The organism is Rhodopirellula sp. MGV (assembly GCF_002251265.1).
Taxonomy (GTDB): domain Bacteria; phylum Planctomycetota; class Planctomycetia; order Pirellulales; family Pirellulaceae; genus Stieleria; species Stieleria baltica_A.
In genome coordinates this window covers 122,939-145,953 of record NZ_NPDI01000069.1, presented here as the reverse complement: position 1 = coordinate 145,953, position 23,015 = coordinate 122,939, and the positions used below count along the sequence as shown (strand labels likewise).

At 54.3% G+C, this 23,015-nt stretch carries 22 protein-coding genes and 1 pseudogene; 19 read left to right on the top strand and 4 right to left on the bottom strand.

Translation table 11 applies throughout. The annotated features are described in order from the left end of the window. Positions 1 to 40: 40 nt before the first annotated feature. From rpsS to CGZ80_RS24180, 19 genes and pseudogenes are all read left to right on the top strand, one after another. Positions 41 to 307, top strand: coding sequence for a 30S ribosomal protein S19 (rpsS, locus tag CGZ80_RS24270; protein ID WP_094418262.1), 267 nt, complete (start codon positions 41 to 43; stop codon positions 305 to 307). A gap of 9 nt (positions 308 to 316) precedes the next feature. Then, the gene (gene rplV, locus CGZ80_RS24265; RefSeq protein WP_094418261.1) at positions 317 to 685 is read left to right on the top strand and encodes a 50S ribosomal protein L22; all 369 of its coding nucleotides are present in this window, start codon (positions 317 to 319) and stop codon (positions 683 to 685) included. 38 nt (positions 686 to 723) lie between these two features. After that, a pseudogene (gene rpsC, locus CGZ80_RS24260) lies at positions 724 to 1,433 on the top strand (30S ribosomal protein S3). Then, positions 1,372 to 1,788, top strand: a complete 417-nt coding sequence (gene rplP / locus CGZ80_RS24255) for a 50S ribosomal protein L16 (protein WP_094418260.1) — start codon at positions 1,372 to 1,374, stop codon at positions 1,786 to 1,788. Before rpsC ends, rplP begins: the two are co-directional and overlap by 62 nt. Before the next feature lie 84 nt (positions 1,789 to 1,872). Further along, positions 1,873 to 2,091, top strand: coding sequence for a 50S ribosomal protein L29 (gene rpmC, locus CGZ80_RS24250; RefSeq protein ID WP_094418259.1), 219 nt, complete (start codon positions 1,873 to 1,875; stop codon positions 2,089 to 2,091). 14 nt (positions 2,092 to 2,105) lie between these two features. Then, on the top strand, positions 2,106 to 2,432 hold the full coding sequence (rpsQ, locus tag CGZ80_RS24245) for a 30S ribosomal protein S17 (protein WP_094418258.1): 327 nt from the start codon (positions 2,106 to 2,108) through the stop codon (positions 2,430 to 2,432). A 26-nt stretch (positions 2,433 to 2,458) separates the two neighbouring features. After that, entirely contained in the window at positions 2,459 to 2,827 is a 369-nt protein-coding gene (rplN, locus tag CGZ80_RS24240; protein ID WP_094418257.1) for a 50S ribosomal protein L14, read from the top strand. Between the two features lie 42 nt (positions 2,828 to 2,869). After that, the gene (rplX, locus tag CGZ80_RS24235) at positions 2,870 to 3,217 is read left to right on the top strand and encodes a 50S ribosomal protein L24 (RefSeq protein WP_094418256.1); all 348 of its coding nucleotides are present in this window, start codon (positions 2,870 to 2,872) and stop codon (positions 3,215 to 3,217) included. 19 nt (positions 3,218 to 3,236) lie between these two features. Then, a complete protein-coding gene (gene rplE / locus CGZ80_RS24230; protein ID WP_094418255.1) occupies positions 3,237 to 3,812 on the top strand; it encodes a 50S ribosomal protein L5 in 576 nt (191 codons plus the stop codon). 81 nt (positions 3,813 to 3,893) lie between these two features. After that, positions 3,894 to 4,079 (top strand): type Z 30S ribosomal protein S14, encoded by a 186-nt coding sequence (locus CGZ80_RS24225; RefSeq protein WP_094418254.1) that lies wholly within the window; start codon positions 3,894 to 3,896, stop codon positions 4,077 to 4,079. Between the two features lie 22 nt (positions 4,080 to 4,101). Continuing rightward, positions 4,102 to 4,497: a 30S ribosomal protein S8 gene (rpsH, locus tag CGZ80_RS24220; RefSeq protein ID WP_094418253.1), complete on the top strand. Its 396-nt coding sequence runs from the start codon at positions 4,102 to 4,104 to the stop codon at positions 4,495 to 4,497. A gap of 196 nt (positions 4,498 to 4,693) precedes the next feature. Beyond that, a complete protein-coding gene (gene rplF / locus CGZ80_RS24215; RefSeq protein WP_094418252.1) occupies positions 4,694 to 5,233 on the top strand; it encodes a 50S ribosomal protein L6 in 540 nt (179 codons plus the stop codon). Positions 5,234 to 5,308: 75 nt separating this feature from the next. Continuing rightward, the gene (rplR, locus tag CGZ80_RS24210) at positions 5,309 to 5,677 is read left to right on the top strand and encodes a 50S ribosomal protein L18 (protein WP_094418251.1); all 369 of its coding nucleotides are present in this window, start codon (positions 5,309 to 5,311) and stop codon (positions 5,675 to 5,677) included. A 57-nt stretch (positions 5,678 to 5,734) separates the two neighbouring features. Further along, the gene (gene rpsE / locus CGZ80_RS24205) at positions 5,735 to 6,277 is read left to right on the top strand and encodes a 30S ribosomal protein S5 (RefSeq protein WP_094418250.1); all 543 of its coding nucleotides are present in this window, start codon (positions 5,735 to 5,737) and stop codon (positions 6,275 to 6,277) included. Positions 6,278 to 6,364: 87 nt separating this feature from the next. Next, positions 6,365 to 6,862: a 50S ribosomal protein L15 gene (rplO, locus tag CGZ80_RS24200; protein WP_094418249.1), complete on the top strand. Its 498-nt coding sequence runs from the start codon at positions 6,365 to 6,367 to the stop codon at positions 6,860 to 6,862. Between the two features lie 118 nt (positions 6,863 to 6,980). Continuing rightward, the gene (gene secY / locus CGZ80_RS24195; protein ID WP_094418248.1) at positions 6,981 to 8,378 is read left to right on the top strand and encodes a preprotein translocase subunit SecY; all 1,398 of its coding nucleotides are present in this window, start codon (positions 6,981 to 6,983) and stop codon (positions 8,376 to 8,378) included. Positions 8,379 to 8,702: 324 nt separating this feature from the next. Next, complete coding sequence (locus CGZ80_RS24190; protein WP_094418247.1) at positions 8,703 to 9,296, top strand: adenylate kinase; 594 nt, start codon at positions 8,703 to 8,705, stop codon at positions 9,294 to 9,296. Between the two features lie 164 nt (positions 9,297 to 9,460). Continuing rightward, positions 9,461 to 14,065, top strand: coding sequence for a PQQ-binding-like beta-propeller repeat protein (locus tag CGZ80_RS24185; protein ID WP_094418246.1), 4,605 nt, complete (start codon positions 9,461 to 9,463; stop codon positions 14,063 to 14,065). An 8-nt stretch (positions 14,066 to 14,073) separates the two neighbouring features. Beyond that, positions 14,074 to 14,418, top strand: a complete 345-nt coding sequence (locus tag CGZ80_RS24180; RefSeq protein ID WP_094418245.1) for a DMT family protein — start codon at positions 14,074 to 14,076, stop codon at positions 14,416 to 14,418. Positions 14,419 to 14,425: 7 nt separating this feature from the next. On the opposite strand, the gene CGZ80_RS24175 is transcribed toward CGZ80_RS24180, so the two are convergent. The 4 genes from CGZ80_RS24175 to CGZ80_RS24160 form a co-directional block, all read right to left on the bottom strand. Then, positions 14,426 to 17,443: an FG-GAP-like repeat-containing protein gene (locus CGZ80_RS24175; RefSeq protein WP_094418244.1), complete on the bottom strand. Its 3,018-nt coding sequence runs from the start codon at positions 17,441 to 17,443 to the stop codon at positions 14,426 to 14,428. A 194-nt stretch (positions 17,444 to 17,637) separates the two neighbouring features. Then, the gene (locus tag CGZ80_RS24170) at positions 17,638 to 18,840 is read right to left on the bottom strand and encodes a DUF1559 domain-containing protein (protein ID WP_094418243.1); all 1,203 of its coding nucleotides are present in this window, start codon (positions 18,838 to 18,840) and stop codon (positions 17,638 to 17,640) included. A gap of 940 nt (positions 18,841 to 19,780) precedes the next feature. Further along, positions 19,781 to 22,096, bottom strand: coding sequence for an ABC transporter permease subunit/CPBP intramembrane protease (locus tag CGZ80_RS24165; protein ID WP_094418242.1), 2,316 nt, complete (start codon positions 22,094 to 22,096; stop codon positions 19,781 to 19,783). Next, positions 22,093 to 22,890: an ATP-binding cassette domain-containing protein gene (locus CGZ80_RS24160; protein ID WP_094418241.1), complete on the bottom strand. Its 798-nt coding sequence runs from the start codon at positions 22,888 to 22,890 to the stop codon at positions 22,093 to 22,095. The genes CGZ80_RS24165 and CGZ80_RS24160 overlap by 4 nt, the downstream gene beginning before the upstream one ends. Positions 22,891 to 23,015 lie beyond the last annotated feature (125 nt).

Below are 23,015 nucleotides of genomic sequence, written 5' to 3'. Positions count from 1 at the left end.
CGATCCATTCCATCCCAGCGCGACACGTAACTGAATCACGATGAGCCGCAGTAGCAAGAAAGGTCCCTTCGTCGACCCGAAGCTGTACTTCAAGGTGCAGAAGCAGGCTGAAGAGGGTAAGAAGACCCCTATCAAAACATGGGCGCGATCATGCACGATCGTCCCCGAGTTCATCAACGTCACCTTCGCTGTTCACGATGGCCGTAAGCACGTTCCCGTGCTGGTCTCCGAGGACATGGTAGGGCACAAGTTGGGTGAGTTCGCGCCGACGCGTACGTTCAAAGGCCACGGCGGCAAGAAAAAGTAAGGTCGATCGATGTCAACATTTAAAGCAAGCCATCGCAATGCCCGCATCAGTCCACGCAAAGTGCGATTGGTTGCGGACCTGGTTCGCGGGCAATACGCCGATGAGGCGTTGGACCTGCTGAAGTTCCAGCCACAACGCGGTGCACGAATGCTGGAAAAGGTCATTCGCAGTGCAGTTGCAAACGCACTCGACCCCGACCAAACCTCCGGCAACCCGCATCGGATTGAAGAGTTGGTACTGACCGACGTACGCGTCGATGGCGGATCAATGTTCCGCCGTATGCGACCGCGTGCTCGTGGTAGTGCCCACATCATCAAGAAACGAAGCAGCCACATCAGCGTTTCGGTCACACCGATCGAAGAAATCGCAGAAGTCTAAGCTCAACCGGTCACGGAACAGAAAAAGAGAACTATACGATGGGACAAAAAGTAAACCCGATCGCTTTTCGAACCGGTGTGACCCGGGGTTGGTCGAGCCGCTGGTATGCGTCCAAGCAAGATTTTGCGGACCTGCTGGTTGAAGATCGCAAGTTGCGTAACTTCATAACCAACCATCCGAAAAAGACACAATACAAGAACGCCGGAATCGACCGTATCGAGATCGAGCGAACTCGTGATGAAGTTCGCGTGATGTTGTACGTCGCACGTCCAGGCTGATCATCGGCAAGAAGGGTCAAGAGATTGAGATCCTGCAGGCCGAGCTGCAAAACCTGATCGGTCGACGAATCAACTTGAAGGTTGAAGAAGTCGGTCGTCCAGAACTGCAAGCACAGTTGGTTGCCGAAGACATCGCGCAACAACTGCAAAAGCGGTCCAGCTTCCGTCGTACGATGAAGCGATCGCTGGAACAAACCATGGATGCCGGAGCCAAAGGGATCAAGATCCAGTTGGCCGGCCGATTGGGCGGAGCCGAAATGGCACGCCGCGAGAAACAAAGCTTGGGCTCGATTCCATTGAGCACCTTGCAAGCGAAAATTGATTACGGGACCGCTGAAGCCATGACGCCACAGGGGCACATTGGTATTCAAGTCTGGATTAACCAAGGAACTTACGGAGACGACAACGATGGCGTTGATGCCCAAACGGGTCAAGCATCGAAAAAGCCAAAGAGGTCGCATAAAAGGTAGTGCGACTCGTGGCAATAGGGTCGTCTTTGGTGACTTCGGGATCCAGTCTCTGGAACCCGGGTGGATCAAGGCGACCACGATCGAGGCGGGCCGTATCGCGGCCCAACAATATGTCCGTGGTGAAGGAAAACTCTACATCCGGATCTTCCCAGACAAGAGTGTGACCAGCACGCCGCTGGAAACTCGGATGGGTAAGGGTAAAGGGGAACCAGATTTCTGGGCCGCGGTAGTTAAGCCGGGCACGATCCTTTACGAACTCGGTGGTGTTACCGAACAGCAGGCCAAGGTCTGTTTCGCCCGTTTGGCGAGCAAACTGCCGGTCAAAGTGCGTTTCGTCGAGCGACGAACGTTTTAAATCCATGTGATGAGTCACGCCAGATGTTGTCTGGCGTGACCATCGAGATCGATTCATTCCAACGTACCACGATTGGGCCTGGTAATGACCAGCAACAGTGAACTGAGAGAAATGAGCGAAGAACAGCTCGAAGCGACCGCAGCAGAAGCGGCTCGAGAGTTGTTTCGTCTGCGTTTCCAGTCTCAGTCGGAGCGTTTGAATACGCCCAGCGATATCCGAAAGAACCGACGTTTGATTGCTCGGATCAAAACGATCCAAACCGAGCGATCCAAAGCAGCGGAAGCAAACTCCACACCAGCCTAAGTTAGCAAAGCAAAATGCCAAAACGCGTAGTTTCGGGCATCGTCACCAGCGACAAGATGGACAAGACGCGCCGCGTCGAGATCAATCGGCGGGTGAAGCACCCCAAGTACAAGAAATACGTCCGTCGCCGTACCGTCTGCCATGTGCATGACGAGAACAACGAGTCGAGCGTCGGCGACCGAGTTGAAATCATCGAAAGCGAGCCATTGAGCAAGCTGAAACGGTGGCGACTGGTTCGCGTGATCGAAAAGAGCACGGAAGTCGACTTGGTTGCCCTGCGTGCGGCACGGAAAGAAGCCGAGCAGGCCGAAGCAGCCGCCGCTGGTAGTGAAAGCGAATAAGCCATTTTTGATTTAGATAAATCACTATGATCCAACAAGAAACTCGCCTCGATGTCGCAGATAACACGGGTGCCCGTCAAGTCATGTGCATCAAAGTGCTCGGCGGTAGCCGTCGTCGCTTTGCCACCGTTGGCGACGTGATCGTCTGCAGCGTCAAGAGCGTCATCCCCGGCAGCGACATCAAGAAAAAGGCGATCGTTCGTGCGGTAATCGTACGGACGAAGACGCCGACTCGTCGGGCAGATGGCAGTTACATCAAATTTGATTCCAACGCCGTCGTGCTGATCGACAAAGACAAGGGCCCACGTGGCACCCGGATCTTTGGTGCGGTCGCCCGCGAACTGCGTGAGCTTAACTTTATGAAGATCGTCTCCCTCGCCAACGAAGTCGTTTGACCCGTTGCCGGCTGAGAAACGCTTCCCAAAGGATACACCCCCATGTTACTCCAAGTTGATGACGAAGTACTGGTGATCTCCGGTGGTGACAAAGGTCACCGCGGTAAGGTCCTGGTCGTCGATCGAAAGAAAAACAAGGTTGTCGTCGAAGGTGCCGGCTTGGTCCGCAAGCACGTCCGTCGCAGCCAAAAGAACCCACAAGGCGGTCGCCTGAGCAAGGAAATGCCCATTCACGCGAGCAACGTGATGGTCATCGACCCAACCGACGGCAAGCCGACCCGCATCGGCGTCCGCTACTTGGATGACGGTTCAAAGGAACGATTTGCCAAAAAGAGCGGCAAAAGCCTCGGCCGGATCGCACCGGCTCGTGAAAGTTACAAAAAGTCTTAGCGTCCAATAGAACTCGAAGATGTCTGACAAACCCCGACTACAAGTGGCCTACGAGGACACGATCCGCGCTAAGCTGGTCGAGCAGTTCGGCTACGCCAACGCACACCAAGTCCCTCGACTCGAAAAGATCACGCTCAACATGGGCGTTGGTCAAGCGATCGGCGACAAGAAGATTTTGGACCTGGCTAACGACGCGATGACTCAAATCGCTGGTCAAAAGCCGGTGATCACCGTCGCCCGTAAGTCGATCGCCGGATTCAAACTCCGCGAAGGGATGCCGATCGGTTGCATGGTTACTCTGCGTCGACAACGCATGTACGAGTTCATGGACCGCTTGGTCGCGATCGTTTTGCCGCGTGTCCGTGACTTTCGCGGTATCAACCGCAAAGCCTTCGACGGCAACGGTAACTACACGCTGGGTCTGACCGAGCAATTGGTCTTCCCCGAATTGAATCCCGACAAGTTCACTCGCCCACAGGGGATGAACCTAACGTTCGTCACCTCGGCGAAAACAAATGATGAAGCAAGAACGCTGTTGGAACTGATGGGTATGCCGTTCAAGCATGCCCCCGGAAAGAAGGATGCCGCCGCGTAAAGGCGACTGACAAATTTACTGTTGTAGCCAACCGTTTCACACTGAAACCCTTTCAAACGCTGAAACCCCCAGAAGACGCCCGTGGCAAGTAAATCAAAGATCGCCAAGGCAAACCGGAAGCCGAAGTTCAGTACCCGACGCGAGAACCGTTGCAAGTTCTGCGGTCGACCCCGTGCGGTCTATCGCAAATTTGGGATTTGCCGAATCTGTTTCCGCGAGAATGCGAACTTGGGTTTGATCCCCGGTGTTCGTAAGGCCAGTTGGTAGAGCAACGGAGCGACGAAAAGCCATGATGACTGACCCTATTGCAGACATGTTGACCCGCATCCGCAACGCCGTTCGTGTTGAACGCCCGTATGTGGATATCCCAGCTAGCCGCGTGAAACGAGGCATCGCCGACGTTCTCAAACGCGAAGGCTTTATTTGGGATTGGGAAGAAGTCGAGCACACACCTGTCAACCAGCTGCGTTTGGAGCTGAAGTACGGTAGCAACGGCGAACGCGTGATCCAAACGATCAAGCGGATGAGCAAGCCCGGCCGCCGTTTGTACTGCCACTGCAAGGACCTGAAACCGGTTCTTGGCGGACTTGGCATCACGATCATCAGCACCAGCAAAGGTGTGATCAGTGATCGTGAAGCTCGCCGTGAAAAGGTTGGCGGCGAAATCCTTTGCGAAGTCGCCTAGCACGTATTTATCACGAAGCTCGTCCGTAACGACTGAACCTCGGCGGATGGGCTCGGAAAATTGTCGATCGGCCATGTTGTGTCGGCCGCGTTGACGTCCAGCCCTCCCGCAATTGGGTCGGCTGCGATAAAAAGATCAATTGAATCAATTTGACCAGCCCCGGCTCGCCCGTGGCGTTTTCAGCAAGTGACCTGAAATGAGTCGTATCGGAAAAAAACCAGTTGAAATCCCTAGCGGAGTGACCGTCTCGGTCGCCGATCGGGTCATCAACGTCGAAGGCGCCAAAGGCAAACTGACCTTTATCCACCGTCCCGAAATCAACGTGGCCGTCGAAGACAACACCGTTGTCGTTTCGCGTGACACGGAAGATCGTACCGCACGTGAGTTGCACGGTTTGACGCGAGCGTTGGTCAATAACATGATCGAAGGCGTCGAAAAGGGTTACGAACGAAAGCTCGAAATCGTCGGCGTCGGCTACCTGGCCTCGATTAGCGGTGACACTTTGCAATTGCGTGTTGGTTTCGCCAACGAACTGCATCGCAAGATTCCCGCCGACTTGACGGTGAACTGCCCCGATCAAACGCACATCGTGATCCAAGGCTGTGACAAACAACGTGTCACACAATTTGCCGCCGAGATCCGCTCGCTGCGTAAGCCTGAGCCGTACAAAGGCAAAGGGATCCGCTACCAAGGCGAACACGTCAAGATTAAACCTGGTAAAGCTGCTACCAAGTAATCGCATCGATAGTTCCAGGTCAACAACGAATCATTCAACCAAATCAACCGAAGCGATCACTGCGACGGGACTGTTATGGACAAGAACAAGAAACTTCAAAAACAGCGTAAGCGACGCCGCCATCACGTTCGCAATGTGCTTCGTGGGTCGGCCGATCGTCCGCGTTTGTGCGTGCAACGCTCGCTCAAGCACTTTTCGGTTCAACTGATCGACGATAGCACTGGCAGAACCCTGGCAAGTGCAAGCACCCGCGACAAGGGACTCCGCGAGTCGATTTCGGCTGGCGGAAACTGTGATGCGGCTGCACAGATCGGCAAAGCGATTGCAGAAAAGGCAAGTGCCGCCGGCATCAGCGTTGCGAAATTGGATCGCGGCCACAACAAGTATCATGGACGTGTCAAAGCATTCGCCGATGCCGCTCGCGATGGCGGGTTGGTTCTCTAACAGTCAACAATACAATCGCCGCGCGGGTATCCGAGCGGTCCACTGAGGGTTGGAACCATTAGTAACGCAAGTAACCAAAATCGTCGTCGCGGCAACAAGGCAGCCGAGGAGCCCAAAGAAGACGGGCTACTCGATCGCGTCGTCAAAATTAAACGTTGTGCTGCCGTCGTCAAAGGTGGTCGCCGCTTTAGTTTTGCAGCGATGGTCGTCGTCGGTGACGGCCAAGGTCGCGTCGGATGGGGTTATGGCAAAGCCAACGAAGTCCCGCCAAGCGTCCAAAAGGCAACCAAGCAAGCCACTCGTGACATGATCAGTGTCCCATTGGTCGATGGAAGTATTCCTCACCAGGTGTGGGGCCAGTTCGGTGCCGCGAAAGTCACGCTGATCCCAGCGGGAGCTGGTACCGGTATCATCGCCGGACAAGCCGTTCGTGCGGTCTGCGAAGCGTGCGGCATCCACGACATTCTGACCAAATCGTACGGTACCAATAACCCGGTTACCTTGGTCAAAGCCACGGTCGACGCACTGAGCAAGCTGCGTACCCGTGAAGAAATCGCCGCGTTGCGTGGCATCAGTGTCGAAGAACTGACGGCACACTAAATCTCGTGGTCTTGACGCCGCCAAGCGGTGCACCACGAGTCAATTTCGAAGCAACCAGAACAAACATTTTAGTCACCGGGTTTGGTCATGAACCTAAACGATGTCCATCGCGGCATTCAAAAGAACCGCAAACGTAAACGTATCGGTCGCGGCCCTGGTAGCGGCACCGGCAAAACGTCTGGCCGTGGTCACAAAGGTCACAAGAGCCGCAGCGGTTATAGCCGTAAGCCGAACTTCCAGGGCGGTGCGATGCCAATGTTCCGCCGCGTTCCCAAACGTGGTTTCAACAACCGCTGGGCAACGACGGTGTTCGCCGTTAACGTTGGCACGTTGAATGATCGCTTCGAAGACGGTGAAGAAGTCACGCTCGAAGCAATGGCCGCAAAGGACGTCGCGAAAGGCACGTTCGACGAAGTCAAGATTCTTGGCGACGGCGAACTGACCAAGAAGTTGACCGTCTCGGCTCACCGTTTCAGCAAGTCCGCTGAAGAAAAAATCACAGCTGCCGGCGGTACCGTCAACAAGCTTGTCGCCAAGCGGACCCCTGATGAACGCGTCGCAGCACTAAAGGAAGCTGGAAACTAGTGCGGAGCTAAGGTTCCATCAAGAACCGCTCGCGACAGTCCGACTGACCTCGCCGTCAACGACTGAAACCACTACAGTTCCCGCAGAACATTTTGTCGAACATTGACGGGTCGAGCGAATGCTTGAAAAACTGCGAATCATCTTCACGATTCCCGAACTGCGGAAAAAGATTTTCCTGACGCTTGGGTTGTTGGCGATCTATCGGATCGGTTTCCACATCCCATTGCCAATGGTCTCCAACACACCGACGGATTCCGCCGGTGGCGGGGCGGCCGACTTCTTGCAACGGGTCAGTTTGTTTGCCGCAAGTGACTTGCGCCAGCTGACTATCTTCGGTCTGGGTATCATGCCGTATATTTCGGCATCGATCATCCTGCAGCTGCTCGGGACGACTGTCCCGGCGCTTGCCGAACTCAAGAAAGAAGGCCAAGCCGGTCAAAAGAAGATCAACGAGTACACGCGTTACCTGACGGTCGGGATCTGTCTGGTCCAAAGTTGGATCTACCTTTCGGTAATGTTGACTGCAACCGGCCCCGGCGGCGGCAACATCAACCCGAACTTCCTGAACGCGACCGGTACCGCGCTGTATTTCCCATGGCAGATCACCGCGGTCGCAGTGATGACCTGTGGTAGTATCTTCCTGATGTGGTTGGGCGAGCAAATCGACGAACACGGTATCGGCAACGGTATCAGTTTGCTGATCATGGCAGGTATCTTGGCTCAAATGCCGAAAGCTCTGTACGAGCTCGTCCGCAACATGGAAACACAATTGACCGGCTTGTCACGCGGTCAAGTTGGTATCGAAACATTGATCCTGTTGTTCGTGCTGTTCATCGGGGTCGTCATCGGCGTGGTCTTTATCACGCTCGGACAGCGCAAGATCCCGACTCAGTCGGCCAAGTTCACTCGCGGCCGTAAAGTTTACGGCGGAACTCGCCAGTTCTTGCCGCTGCGAATCAACCAAGCCGGTGTGATGCCGATCATTTTCGCGAGCAGCTTGTTGATGATTCCAGGCGTCGCCCTCGGTGCGGCCGCAGGACTGTTTGAGCCAGGTAGCTTCTTGTTCAACGCGTTGAACCTGATTGGGCTGACCCTCAATGATCCAGCTTCGTTCATCTACAGTCTGATGTATGTCGCTCTGATTTTCTTCTTCTGCTACTTTTGGACTGCGATCACCTTCAACCCGAAAGAGATCTCGGACAACCTGAAGGAAAGCGGAACGTTTATCCCTGGTTATCGACCTGGTAAGCGGACAACCGATTACTTGGAAAAGGTCATGCTGCGAATCACCTACGTTGGTGCAGCATTCCTTTCGATCGTGGCGATCGTTCCCACCGTCGTCTACGGCTCACTTGGCGTTCCTTACTCCATCGCCGGTTTCTACGGCGGTACGGGTCTGCTGATCGCGGTCAGTGTCGCCTTCGACTTGGTGCAGAAGATCGACGCCCACTTGGTGATGCGTAATTACCGCGGCCTTCTCGAAGGTGCCGGCGGCGGCGTCACCCCCGTCGTTTAAAGCAAACGTCGCTGTTACGCGGCGGCATCTACAGCGAGTTTCTTTCTCGCTGTGATCTCCGCCGCTCGTTTGCCAGAACAAGAAAATAGTGATTTTCTGCGGGGAGCTCTTCCCCGCTATTCTTGAATGTTCGGCGTCCTGCCCCGCAACCTGTTTTGTTGGGGAATTCTTAACGCCGGCATTCCGCAACGGTGTCCTTGGAAGTCGGTTTCACCTGTTGTCCCGAACTGTGTGTTCGATCACCATTGTGAAAGTTGCGGCTGAACGCAGTATTCTTTCGTGTGACGCAAAACTGAACCAAGACGGTATTTACGGGTCCAGCAGGTGCGAATTGTATTTATCGGTCCGCCAGGAGCGGGCAAAGGAACCCAGTGCCGACAGTTAAGTTCGCACTATGGCATCCCGCACATTTCCACGGGCGAAATGTTGCGTGCGACGAGCGAGCATTCTCCGATCGGACGGATGATCGCCCAGCTCATCGACGGCGGAAATCTGGCGCCGGACGAACTGGTGATGCAATACGTCGTTGAGCGGCTGCGAAAGCCAGACTGCCAACCGGGCGCGCTCTTTGACGGCTTCCCACGGACCGTCGCCCAAGCAGGGATGTTGGATGAATACCTTGCCAAGAAAGACGCGCCATTGGATATGGTGATTCACTTGGCCGCCGAGTCAGATCCACTGGTCAAACGGTTGCTCGAGCGTGCCCAGAAGGAAAGCAGGGCCGACGACACTTACGAAACGATCCAAGCCCGTTTGGAAATCTACGACCAGCGGACCAAACCCGTCCTCGACTATTATCGCGATGCCGGTTTGGTTTCATCCGTTGATGCCATGCAAACTGCAGAAGGCGTCTTTCAGTCGATCTGTGGTGCGATCGAACAGCGTATCGGCAGCCAACTGCCGACGTCACTCAGCTAAATGATCTCAGCGGTGAAAGTCACCGCTCGATGTGATGGACGCTCGTTGAGTATTTCAGTCAACGATTTTGACCATCTCGTGATTTTGAATGTCCGGTACAATGAAGACCGGATCTTCAATTGAAACATTCGCGAGCTCGTCTGCTAAGCCCGGAACATCGACAGATGCAATACTGCCGCCACTCGTTCGTCCACGCATTCCTTTTCGCAACCGTTGGAGCGTGCTTGCTGACGGCTTGGCACCCCAGCGTTGCCTCGGCCCAGCAGCAGCGATTCGGTTCTTCCATCCAGCGAAACGCTGCAAGGTTCATCGAGCCACCCCGGTCGCTTAGCCAACAGATACGTGAGGCTGAAAACGCGATCGGCGAAGAGCGATATAGCGATGCGATTTTGATTCTCGGTGATTTGCTTGAACGCAATGATGCCGCTGCCGAAGACCCATCGATTGCCGGACAAGACTTTTTTCTGGGGATCGAGGATCGGCAAGGACAACGTCTGGAACTGAGTCTGCTTCACCACTGCCGCAATCTACTTGGGCAACTTCCCGATGCGGCAATGGAGATCTATGAACTGCGCTATGGCGCCCTTGCGAAACAAGGGCTGGAACAAGCGACGGCGACACGAGACTGGAAGAAACTGCGTGACGTTCGTCAAAAATACTTTCACACCGTTGCCGGCTACCAAGCATCGTTTTTATTGGCACAGCGTTCTCTTTATCGCGGCCATCCCTTGGCAGCTTCAATGTTGCTGGACGATGTGGTGATGAGCCGCTATGCGGTCAAGCAGTTGGGACAGCCAGTGATTGCGTTGCACGCGGTCGCTTGCAGGTTAGGCGAACGATCGTTGCCGCGTGAGCTTGCGAATCAAGACGTGACGCTTTCGGTTGGTGGATCTGAATCTGAGAAAGTGCAAGACTGGCGTCAATGGATCGACGAACACTATCAATTCCCAAAGCACGACTCGCTGGCAACTGCGACCGACTACGAACTACTTGGCGGCGGCCTATCCCGAAACGAAAACACTGACGGCCAGATGCCGTTAACCACTCCACGGTGGATGTTAGTGACAACAGCGACTCCTTTGGATGAGGATGCGTTGCGTGAAACCAGCGAAGAGCTCGCGGCGAGCGGACAATTGGTCCCGCCAAGTTGGACTCCATTGTTGGTCGGTGACCAATTACTGATGCGCACCACCGAACGCCTCCGTGGCGTCGATCATCGCACGGGGAAACGAGTTTGGCAGTACCCGTGGTTTGACCCGGAAGAAGCACCTGAAGATCCGATCGGTGCACTGTCAACAGACGTAGGAATGAACGAAGCGGGCGAACGATTGGCCCGAACGGTTTTTCATGACATTCCCTATGGTCAGATCACCAGTGACGGCGAACGCGTGTTCCTTCTGGATGACTTAAGTCCATCGCAACACGTCACCATCAATCCACTGATTGGCGTGCAAGGCACGCAGCCGATCGAAAGCGGACGGAACACTCTTGTTGCATTGGATCTGGCAACCGAAGGCAAGATCCTCTGGCGATTGGGCAAGAACGGTACCGTCGAGAGCGAATTAAACGAAGCGTTCTTTTTGTCGCCACCAATTTCGATCGAGGACGAACTGTATACGCTGGTTGAATTGTCGGGTGATATCCTGCTGACGTGTTTAGATCCTGCCACTGGAAATCTGCTTTGGAAACAGCAGTTGATCGCAGTTGAAGGTGCTGCCATCGGGCTCGATCCGCAACGGCGAATTTCAGGAAGCCTAATCACTTACCACGAAGGCGTTTTGATTTGCCCAACCGGCACTGGCGCGACGGTGGCATTCAACCTCGTCGACCGCACGCTTCGTTGGGCCAATTCGTATGAACGTCGGATCGGAGCACCGGTCATTTTTGGTGCGCGACGAACGTCACCGCAATCGGAATATAGCCAACGATGGCATAGCACGATGGCGATTGCGAAGGGCAACAGTGTCCTGGTCACACCCGCCACAACGGACAATCTATTTGGCTATTCAGTCGTCGATGGCAAGTTGCTGTTCAGTAAAGTTCGACAGGATGCGTTTTTCGTCGCAGGTATCCGTGATGACCAGTTTCTTGTTGTCGGTCCGCGTCAAGTCACCAGCTACAGCCTAGAAACGGGTCGTTTGGTTTGGCAGTCACCGACCAAGATGCTTTCGGCAGGCGATCAAATTGTCGGCCGCGGTGTGTTCGGCGAAGGCTTTTACATTGTCCCAACCAGCAGCAACGAGCTGATCAAGATTTCGATGGCAAATGGCGAGGTCGAACAGCGACTACAAACCACGTATCCGCTTGGCAACCTGGTTGCAATCGACGGCGAAATCATTTCACAAGGCCCGACGATGATCGCGGTCGCGTTCGGACAAAAGACTTTGGGGCCGCGCGTCGAGCGTCTGCTAGAGGAAGACCCAAACAACATTGACGCGTTGGTTCAAAAAGCATTGCTGTTGGCAGAGCAGGGCGATCGCGGCGAGGCACTGGCGATTTTGCAAACGGCACGCCAGATTGATCCGGACAGCGATGATGTCCTGCTTCTTTCGATTGCCTTGATGTTGAAAGAGCTCCGCGAAAACCCCAACCCGCCTGCGGAGTTAGAAGCGGATCTCGAACGAATAGTCGACACCCCGACGCAGCGTTTGGAATTTTTGGCACTTCGACTGGAAGCGTCACTGCGGCACAAGGATGTCACATCGGCGGCAAAGCGTCTGCTGGAACTTTCTGCGACCGCCGTCAAACTCGGACCAGGAAGCGAAAATGATTCTGTCGTGCTGCGTGAACCGACGCGTCATTGCGATCTCGATAGCTGGCTGTCCGCTCGAGCGTATGACTTGATGAAGCTTGCTAGGGAAAGCGAATCCTTACCGGAACTGCAATCGATTGTCGAAGACGATTTAAAGAGGCGATCTTTCGGCTCGGCTCAAGAACTGCTCGCTACGACGCAGCATCTGCGTCCGTTGGGTGAAAAAAGCTTGGTACGCTCGGCGGTGGATCGATTGACGGACGAAGAGAACGACTTTGCCGCCGAACGGTTGCTGCTCGGACCAAACCGAGTGTCTGAAGTCTTCCAATCCCGTCAAGGCGACGATTCCGAAAGCCCCCAGATTGCTAACGAAGACAAACTACGTCTGGCAAAGATCTATGAACGGGCCAAGATGTTCACCGACGCTCTTGGGCTGTTGAATTCGATCAGCAAGTCCGACGCTGGTGCATCGGAGGAAGTCGGCGAGATGATTCGCCGGATTGAACCCGAACGGTCCACGCTGCCAGTGATCGACGTCACACAAGCGGTCACAATGAATTGGCAACAAATCAATTCGAGTGGAATTCCGACAACGGCGCCGACGCAATTCATCGTTCGCCCTTCGATAGAAGGAGGCCAATCGTTCGACGGCTGGAACATTGTCAACTTGCCAAACATTGTCCGTTTGCAAACGCCACTCGGCCAATTGATCCCCATACCAACGGACGAGCCCCGCTCAGTTCGAAATAGCGATCGCACGGCAAGTATCAGCGGCGGACTGATGATCTCCGAGCGTCCGGGCAGGATCTCGGCAATCAACTTGGCCCAGATGAAAGGTGGCCGCCGAAGTGAAGCCCTTGTTTGGACGCGAGACTTTGGATCAACGGCGTCCAACTACAAACGCCAATCACGACCGACGGCTTTTGGTGACACGACGTACTCCTACCCAACAAACTCAGCCGCCGCGAATGTCATTAGTGAACTTCGGATCGGTCCGACGCTGGGTGACAGACTTTTGGTCTTGAATTCAGGTGACTTACAATCGATCGACTTGCGAACAAACGAAATGATGTGGCGCAACTCCGATGCGCCAACGATTGGTCACATGGTCGTTAACGAAGGGACGATAGCGGTCGTTTCACAAATGAAGGGAGTGGTTTCCGAAATCACGACGTTCAACTTGTTTGACGGTCGGAACCTCAGCGAATCGGCGTGGGAACATGGTGAAATCTGGACCACTTCCGGCAACCACGTCCTGGCCTATGAAACCAATGACGAGCAGTCTGCTGCAACGGTTCGTTTGATCAATCCGTTTACAAACGAGATCGTCTTGGAAACGGAAGCAAAAATAAAACAACCTCTCGTTCAGGGCAAAGGCGCGGGTGCCGGACGGATCATCCAAGATCGTTTCATGGTGCTATTCGATAGCACCGGGCGGCTACTGGTCTGGGATTTGACGGCAGGCACTCAGATCTGCGAACACACCACGAAGCCATTCGAGCAACTTCAATCCATGCATGCGATGTGGATGAATGGCCGGCTGATCGTATTCGCGGCAAACATGATCACCCAAGGTCGCGGCGACATGCGAACCCAGCAAGGCGACTTCCATCAACCCGCTCACCGAATCATGTCAATTGACTTGAATTCAGGCGACCTGCAGTGGGAACGAAACTTGGCTGACCCTTGGGGCATCACGATTCACCAACCGTTCAATTCGCCAGTCATTTTCCTCAGTCGTTCCCAAACGGCGTACACGGTCAACCGGTCGGTGCCCAAAATCGACCTCGCAATGATCAGCTTGAACGATGGCAAGACAATTCACGCAGAATTCGAAAAAGAAGTTCAGCCACGCTCCAACGGGCTAACCACGATGGTCACCCTCCAACCGGAGTTCAACATCATTAGGGTTCAAATCGACGGTGAGATCATCACGTATCAGTTCGAAGGCCCGGTGACGAGCACCGAGGCGTCAGACCCATCGGCGGAATCCGCCACAGACGTGATCGGCGAGTAGCCCCATCGATGCCTCCAACTTTGACAACGATCTTGCTGCTAATCTGTAGCAACGTTTTCATGACCTTCGCTTGGTATGGTCACCTCAAAAATCTCTCTACCAAGCCATGGATTGTCGCTGCCCTTGTCAGCTGGGGCATCGCGTTTTTCGAATACATGCTTCAGGTTCCGGCCAACCGACTAGGGTCAACGGTTCTGAAACTTGGGCAGTTAAAGATCATGCAAGAAGTGATCGCGCTCACCGTTTTCATTCCCTTCGCGTTGTTTTACATGAAGGAAAAACTGAGTTGGGATTATCTCTGGGCAACGCTCTGCATCATCGGTGCGGCGTACTTTATTTTCCGCCGTGGTTAAGCGATCGTCACTCGCCGGCCAATTCAAAAAGATCTTGCGATTCGACCAACAGATAGTCATGTCCGGCCGCAACGTTCCCGTAATTTGTGACATTACCTGACGGCCAAGTGACCGAAACGTCAGTGACTTCGGTCGCATTCGAGAGTCCGACATGAATGCACTTTTCGTTGGTGCACATGTATCCGTCACCGGCAAGCAACTGGAAAGTCTTGCTGCGCCCGTTGATGGTCATCGTGACTTTTGCCCCCACCGCATCGCGGACGGATTCGGTTGCCTTCAAGAAGAAACGCAATGAATGCCCCGTCGTATCGGTGTGATTGATCAAGATCGAAGATGGCTCGGCGACATGGGTCACGACCAGATCGTTTCGCCCATCACGATCAACATCTGCGTATGCGACCGCGCGTCCAAGATGCTCTTGTTCGAAGTAGGTCCCAATTGTTGCTGGCTCGTGTTCCTTCCAACGGCCATTCGGTTGGCGTGCAAACAGTTGTGGTCTCATCATGTACCCACCTGAACCGTCTGCCGGTTTGTTCACATGACCGTTGGCAACAAATAGCTCGAGGTTGCCGTGATTGGTCATATCAACCCACTGCGTTCCGAAACCGAGCCAGGTCATCGTCGGTTCCAACATCCCGGTTTGGTATGTCTTGTCGACCCAGCTTCCTGGTGCGACCTGTTCGTAGTACGTGTTGTAATCGGTTGAAAAGTGTGTCACGTAAAAATCGATATCGCCATCGAAGTCGGGATCAGCCGCGGCGATTCCCATTGAGGCTTGCGCGAGCGAGATCCCACTCAGACCAACGCCACGAACCGTTCCGACTTCAGTCCAATTTGCTTCGTCACCATCACCTGACGGAGACCACAGATGGTTCGCCGACATATCGTTCGCAACATAAAAATCCATCCCCGGAATCTCATCGAAATATCCGGCAACGATCCCCAACCCTCGCCCGGCTGCGGCGACTTCGCCCAATGATGTTGAAGCGTTGCGAACCGCCAAGGATTCACCGCCACGCCACAACACGTCGTCTTGTGCCGCGAAGAACAGGGGCGAGCAAGTCGTGACATGGCTGTCGCCACCACAATGCTTTTCATACGGCTCCATCCCGTCACAGTAACAGGCCTCATAAAAATCCAACGCTCCGTCGGAATCGAGGTCGGCGATCACGCCCGATGTCGACCAACGCTTTCCCTTCAACCCAAGCGTCTCAGTCAGATCAGTAAACGTCCCGTCGCCGTTGTTTTGGTAGTACCGATTCTCGCCGATGTTCAAATCGATCATGTCTGGAAATCCGTCGCCATTGACATCACCAATTGCGATCCCTTGTCCGAACCCATGATCAACATAGTTTGCGTGCGCATCGCAACGCATCATCTTGCCTTGAAGATTGCGGTGCAGCTCATTTGGCGATGAATCGACCTCCATCGGTGTTCCGTTCAGCATCGCCGACGCTAAATCAGGCCAACCGTCGAGGTCAAAATCCAACACTGAAACGCCACCACCAACGGTTTGGTAAATCCAATATCCGTTCTTGCCCCCTTTGACGTCTTTCAATGACGAATGTTCGTAGCCACGCAGCACGGCTTCGTTGACGAACCGCGGAATCGGGGCTTTGGTCGCGATGTTTTGATTGGAACCTGATTCGGGGAAATGCCATTGGGGCGGAGGCAGGGTGGCGAGGTCTGCCAACAAGACCGGCAGCGACTTTTTGCGTTGTTGCCACGGAGTATTCTTTGTCAGTTCGCTACGGATCTGTTTGTACGTTGCAGTAATCCCAGCGACCTTTTCGTTGGGAAGTCGCAAGGCATGGCGTGCCCAAGCCTCCGCGATCCAAGGACGACCGAGTTGATAGACCGTCGTCGCGATCAACAGCCCCAGACGCTGTGAGGATTCCTTGGTCTCGAAGAAATCATTGAGAGCGCTTCGCAGTTCAGTTTCTAGCTCGATATAGCGAGCAACCGTTTCGGCGTCGTCAAGCTTCCCAACCTGAAGCAAACTTTGGTGCAAGCCGATCATCGCTTTGAAATTACTTGGGTCACGGTCGAGAGCTTCCCAATAGGCCCGGCAGGCCTCTTCGTGCTCGCCGCGGTTTTGCGCCCAAAGCGCGATCACGTTCCAGTACTCGGGACTGTCGCTCAGATCGACCTTCAGATTGTCGACCCAGTTGCGTAGCCTTTCGACGTCGTTAATTTCGACCAAACACTTGCCATATAGCAACTGTGCTCGCGCCATTTTCGGACGCCGCTCAAGCAGCATCTCAAGTTTCTTAGCGGCATCGTCGTAACGCACGTTTGAGATGTCGATGGCGGCCAAACCGAGTTGCAATTCTTCACGCTCGGGGTGCGTGTGTACCAAACGAAACAAGTACTCCCAGTCCGGTTTGACTCGCCCGGGGTTGGTGGTGATGGTGACCGTTTCCAGATCCGACTGGCCATGCATAATCAACGTTTGCAGCGAAGGCACACCTTCATCGGTGATTCCGACCGCGGCGGCAATCCCAGCGATGTCGTAGTGGAATTGCGTGAAGCGAGGGTAATGCTTGATTGCGGTCTTTAGCGTTTCGACAGCGCTAAAGGGCTGGCCGGTCTGGATGTAGGCATCGATCAACTTGACCAACAATGACCTCGCGGGCGTTTTGTCGGATTGGATCAAGCTTCGATAAACTTCGATTGCCGCATCATGACTGTTATTTTTCCACAGCAAGTCGGCATTCAGTTCAATGGTCGCTTCGTCGCCGGGATCAGCGATCAAACGTTTGTTGATCGCCTTTTGAGCGTTAGCGATGTGCCCTTGCTCAATCTCTTTGGCGATGGCCTCGATTGACAGGTCATCCTCGGGAACGTTCAGCGCCGCTTGCTGAGTGGATTCACTCACCCCTTGTAAGTCGTTCGCGTGATCAACCGACCCCGCCGGCTTGACCTCATTGGCTGATTGCGAGCACCCCACCGACAAGACACAAAGCAGACCTGTGACGCAGACGGTGATCGGACAGCGAAGAGCGAGCTTGACGACCTGTTTCATCGAAGATGCCGGAACAAAAGATTCGGTATGAAAGCCATTTAGACAGTTTAGGTGCGGCTTACACCGATACCAAAAGAAGAAGCACCCTCGCCGTAGAAAACGACGAGAGTGCTGACCAGAAAGAATCGTTGTGTTGCGAGAGAAGTCAACCAACAGAATGCTGATGTCTTGTTTCCCGCATGTCGCCGCCAAGACTAGAATTCTTGATCGATAACTTCGTGACCTGCACGAGTTCCGAGAGCACCCCAGATACCGTAGGGGCTTGGCTTGCCGGCACCCAGGCTAGTGTCTGGAGGGTTCGGTTCGCCGTAAGGAATATGCGTTTGGTCACCGGTGTCGATAGACTCGGTAATAAACTTCACCGCACCGTCAGACATCAAGACGTGCACGCCACCGGGGTGACGACTCGATGCACTCAGCAAGCCGCGGCTTCCGTGTGCTTCGATGACGTTGTAGCTATTTGGCGGGCGAATCGTGACGAAGCCAGACGATTGCGGACGACCATCGCTCCAACGGTGACCACGACCGTGGTTGATGTTGTCGTCAAGCGTTGCGGTTTCAGCCCAGAACCTTGGACGTTCCGGATCGATCGCACCGCTGGTCTCGTAGTAGTTCGGCGTTTGACGCTCGACTTGGTTGTCAAGAAGAGCCACGGTCATGATTTCGCGTGAACCCAGGTCGCAAGCGATTTCGCCGGCAGCGATCGTGTTGCTCAAACCGTCTTGGAAGTCACGGAATCGAGTAAAGTGACGGGCTTGGAATGCTCCACGGCCCCAACGCTTTACGATCGATTCATTCCATCCGCCACCGGTCCAAGGTTGGCCGTCGTGCCAAACACCCGAGTGGTGCTGTTCTTTGATCGCATCACCAGTACACGCGGTGTAGTTGCTGAATGCGACGCGACCTGGTGTGAGGGTCGCAGGGTCACTGGGGCAACGGAACGTTTGCACCTGAGTCAGCCATGGTGCGTAGAACTCTTCCCACGGCGGAGGTCCCATTGGTGGGTACGGTGGGTTGATGGGAGTAACGCGGTCACGTTCAAACCCATAGGGATTGCTGATCTGATCCCACAAGCCTTGCTGCTCCATGAAGGGCAGCGTGCCAACCATCCAACTCAGCCAAAGAGAATTATTATAGCCCGAACCACCCGATTTCGTGCCGCCGGCATTCATCGGGAGACGTTTGTAAGCTGAGTGGTAGTTGTGGAGTGCGAGTCCGATCTGTTTGAAGTTGTTGCTACAACTCATTCGGCGAGCTGCCTCACGAGCTGCCTGGACGGCAGGTAGCAACAGCCCCACGAGAATGCCGATGATGGCAATCACGACCAACAATTCAACCAAGGTAAAACCTTGGCGTCGCGCTGGTTTGCGGAGAGAAGTTTGCTGATGGTTAGTCATTTGGAAAAATAGAAATCAGAAAGGGGTGAAAAAGAGGTTCGTTCGTCGTCTTCAAAGCCGCCTTTTCAACCGAGTGACGCTCGAAACATTACTGAAAAGAAAACAAGAACTAAGTGCCCGGTCGTTTGAGCATTTGTTCTGTGTACGCCTTAGCGGCTTCACGCTCCTCAGGTGTAGGGGGCGCTACTGGCAGATAGGTGGTGTCGTTGTTCGAACCACCACATCCGCTCGATAACATAACGGGGGCAAGCAAAGCCCCCGTCAGCAACCAACGGGATAGTTTCATCAAGATGACCTCTCGATCGTGTGTAGGATCAACAGTGCAATGAACTGCATACATCGCACAGGATATTAACCGAGACTTTTAAAGCGTCACGAATTTTGTTTTCGACCGTCCGCGCAACGTGGAGTGGTCATTCTTTGACAGGTTTTTTGCGGGCGATGAATTGCCCCAAACGCCTGAAAAAAATTTCTCGCGTTCGGGTTGTAAGTAACCCTTTTTGAAGCGTTTTTTGAAGGATCACAAGGTGTTTTCGACGTCCGCTGCATGCGATGTAAGGCGCATCGAGCGATCGCGCAAGTAACACCTATCGTCTATTGATGCGTGCGCCGCGCGACATCAATAATCGTGCGTCCACAAACGATTTCAATCGGATGAAAAAGAACTTCAATCAGCACCAGTGTTGTTGCTTGACGAGATCGTAAAGGACACCGCTATGCTGGGGACTCTCACCGCCAAGTTGAGATCCGATCGTCGCCTTTCAAGCAGCTCACTCGATGGGGAATTCAGCTCCCGTAGTTGCCCGATAGTGCAGGCGTACTTTCGTAGAGAAGCAACAGCATCGCTGTGGTTGCCAATGCGAGCTCAGCAAGAAGACGAGATACCAAGAGGACGAACGACTTGGCAACCGTCGAGCTGTGTTGAAGACCGGACGTTGTCTCACACGCCGTTGGCGGCGATCAGTGACTTCGTTGGATCCACATAGTCTTGATGGTCGGCGATGATTTCCGCGTCACTTTCATCAATTGCTGGAGTCATCGTTCCGAAGTACAGCAAGCATGTCGTCGCGACCCCCATGCTGATCAAGGTCCAGAACGGCTGGTACGACGGCCCCAGTTCGGTTTGCGTGACAAACATCTGAGCCCCTTCCCACCCGCTTGACGCGATACGGTCAAGCGACACCGACAATGAGTTATTCGTCACATGGATAAGCACGCAAGGAAGGATGCTTCCGGTTCGTAGCGTGATCCAGCCCAGCACGATGCCCATTAAAGACGCGGCGATCGATTGCTGCAGAACACCATGCGAAATCCCGAACATTAGCGCGGTGATCGCAACCGCCCGCAGCTTACCCCGCTCACGTACCAGGCCGCCAAAGATAAACCCTCGGAATGCGAGCTCTTCACAGAACGCCGGCAGGACGGCCATCAAAAGCACCACCGATGTCCACGATGCCGAACCGATTTGTTCGGCGAACGGCTTCATCGCCTCGGCAGCTTCGGCGCTGACCGGATACAAGTGATTGATGAACTTGGAAAGCATCACATAGGTCGGGTGCAACGTGACACCAAACAGCACTGCGAGTGGCAGTACCGTCCAGTGGGTCATACGAATCCGCAAGCTTTCGCGAATCGAGGTTGTAAACATCGTCGCCATCAGTAGCGGTGGGAACACGATCAAGACCTGAGGCAACATGATCATCTTGGCGATCCCGGCAAAGTCCGTCGGCGTAATCGCCACGCTCAGACGTGCGAAGAACAATGTCACCAGGATAAACGCGCCACAGGCATAGGCTTGTGCCGGCGTTGCCGCTTGCTGACGGTCTCTCCAAAGGTGGCGGACCCACATCCCAAGTTCCCATTGTTCGCCGCCGCCAAACAACACCGACTCGTTTTCAAATTGGTGCCTCGCCCAGCGCGCGGCAGCCCACAGACAGACTCCCGTGACGGTCGCTACCATCGGCAGATAAAACAGTGCGGTGGTGTATTGGCCTTCGACCAATGCCCGAACCAGCAAGAACATTCCTGTGACAGGAATCAAACTTGTGCCGATGTTCAATGTTGAACCGGGCAGCATTGGCAACATCACCAGTGGTAACGTGACCATCATCAAAGGCATCAGGTAATACTGTCCTTCTTTGCTGCTACGTGCCATCGCGGCAACGGCCAATGCGAGCGCGCTGAACAAACAAGACAACGGAATCAGTGCGACGAAAAGCCAAAGCATCGGAACGAGTGGCGGTGCACCAAAGGCTTGCGACGTTCCGGCGATGTTGATGTGTTTAAAGGCCAATGAACTGGTCATCAGCATACTGCCCGCGTTCAACAACGCTGTCAGCATACTGAAGGTTGCGACCGCACCAAGCTTGCCCCAAACGATCTCGCAACGAAGTGCGGGACTGCAAAGTAGCGTTTCTAATGTCCCGCGTTCTTTCTCACCTGCGACTAAGTCGATCGCCGGATAAAACGCTCCGGTCATCGCCCACACTAGCATGATGAACGGGAGCAGCTTGCTCCAGAATGCAGTCTCGCGTGTCTGCTTGGGCGACATGTCTTGATCAGCCCAATCAAACGGTAGTAAAACCTCCGGATCGATTCCTACTCCTGACAAGCGTTCTTTGATCCACTCACCTCGCCACGCGGTAAGAATGGATGCGACGCGTCCCCGTGCGACGACCGACTGATCGCGACCAGCGTTGAAGTACAGGGCAATTTGCGAATGTGGCGTAGCCGTTTCTTGATTGGCCGAACCGATTAAGTTCTGATCCAATGAGGTTTGTTTGAAATCCGGAGGGAACAGGACCACCAAATCAAACGCGCCTTCGGAAACCCAACGCTTGGCCTTTTCCCTGACCATTTCATCCAAGTCGCTGGCGTTTCGCTGGGAAGCATTCTTTGATCCTGAATTCCCGGTGAGTTCATCCCACCGATACGCCATCATCTCGATCGCATCGGAGTCTTCTGTCAGATCGGTTGCAAAGGACTCACCTTCGAGCAGTGGCGGCCCGTCGACCAAATGCTCGGTCCCAACCAAGCAGACGGCGGTCGGATGTTGCCGCGAAAACTGAGCGATCTGCAACAACAACATTCCGACGAGCGGATACAGCATGATTGGCAGCACTGCGATCGTGAACAGAGTTCGGCGGTCACGCAGTTGGTCACGCATCTCGCGGAGATAGATTAGCCAAATCGCGCTCCACCGAGCCTGGTCGGACGGCGTCGCATTTGTGCGTGATGCGTCGGAATGCCTACTCATGCCAAAACGTCTCCTTCGCAGCGTTCGACAGCCGTGTCACTGACCCGACCATTTTCACGCTCGTGCTGGCTTAGCAAACCGAAGAAGAGTTCTTCGAAGTCGTCTTCTTGGTGCCGTTGCCGTAGTTCATCAAGGGTTCCGGTGTCGAGGATTTTGCCTCGATACATGATCGCGATCTTGTCACAAAGTCGCTCGACTTCGCTCATGATGTGAGTCGAGAAAATCAAGCACTTGCCGGCATCACGCAGCGATCGAATCACCGCCAAAAGGTTGCGTGCCACTAAGACGTCCAAGCCCAATGTGGCTTCGTCAAAGATCAAGACGGGAGGGTCGTGAATCATCGCCCGCGCGATCGATACTTTCTGTTTCATCCCGGTCGACATCTTTCCGCCAGGCACGTCGCGGAAGTCGTCCATTCGCAACTGACTGAACAGTTCCTCCATGCGATCACGCAATTCATCGCGTCGCATCCCATGAAGACGGCCGAAATACTCAACCATCTCCCACGCGGTCATGCGATCGTAGATGGCGGTGTTATTGCTGACGAATCCGATGCTTCGCCGGACCTCGGCAGGATCACGAACCACGTCATACCCTGCGACTGTCACAATCCCTTCGCTTGGCTCAAGCACGGTGCTTAAGATGCGAAGCACCGTCGTTTTCCCTGCACCGTTTGGCCCGAGTAGGCCGAAGATTTCTCCACGCTTCGCGGTAAAGGAGATGCCATCGACTGCGGTAAAACGACCTCGCTGCAGATCCTCGTAACGTTTGGTTAATTGTTGGACGTGGATCATGCGGTGGGGTGAACCCGATTTGACGGTGAATGGGGAACGCGACGCTGTATGAAGCTAGCTCATCACTATCTATCCGTGTCGCATTTCCGCGGGCGCCAATTCGGATCGACCGATCGCAGCCGACA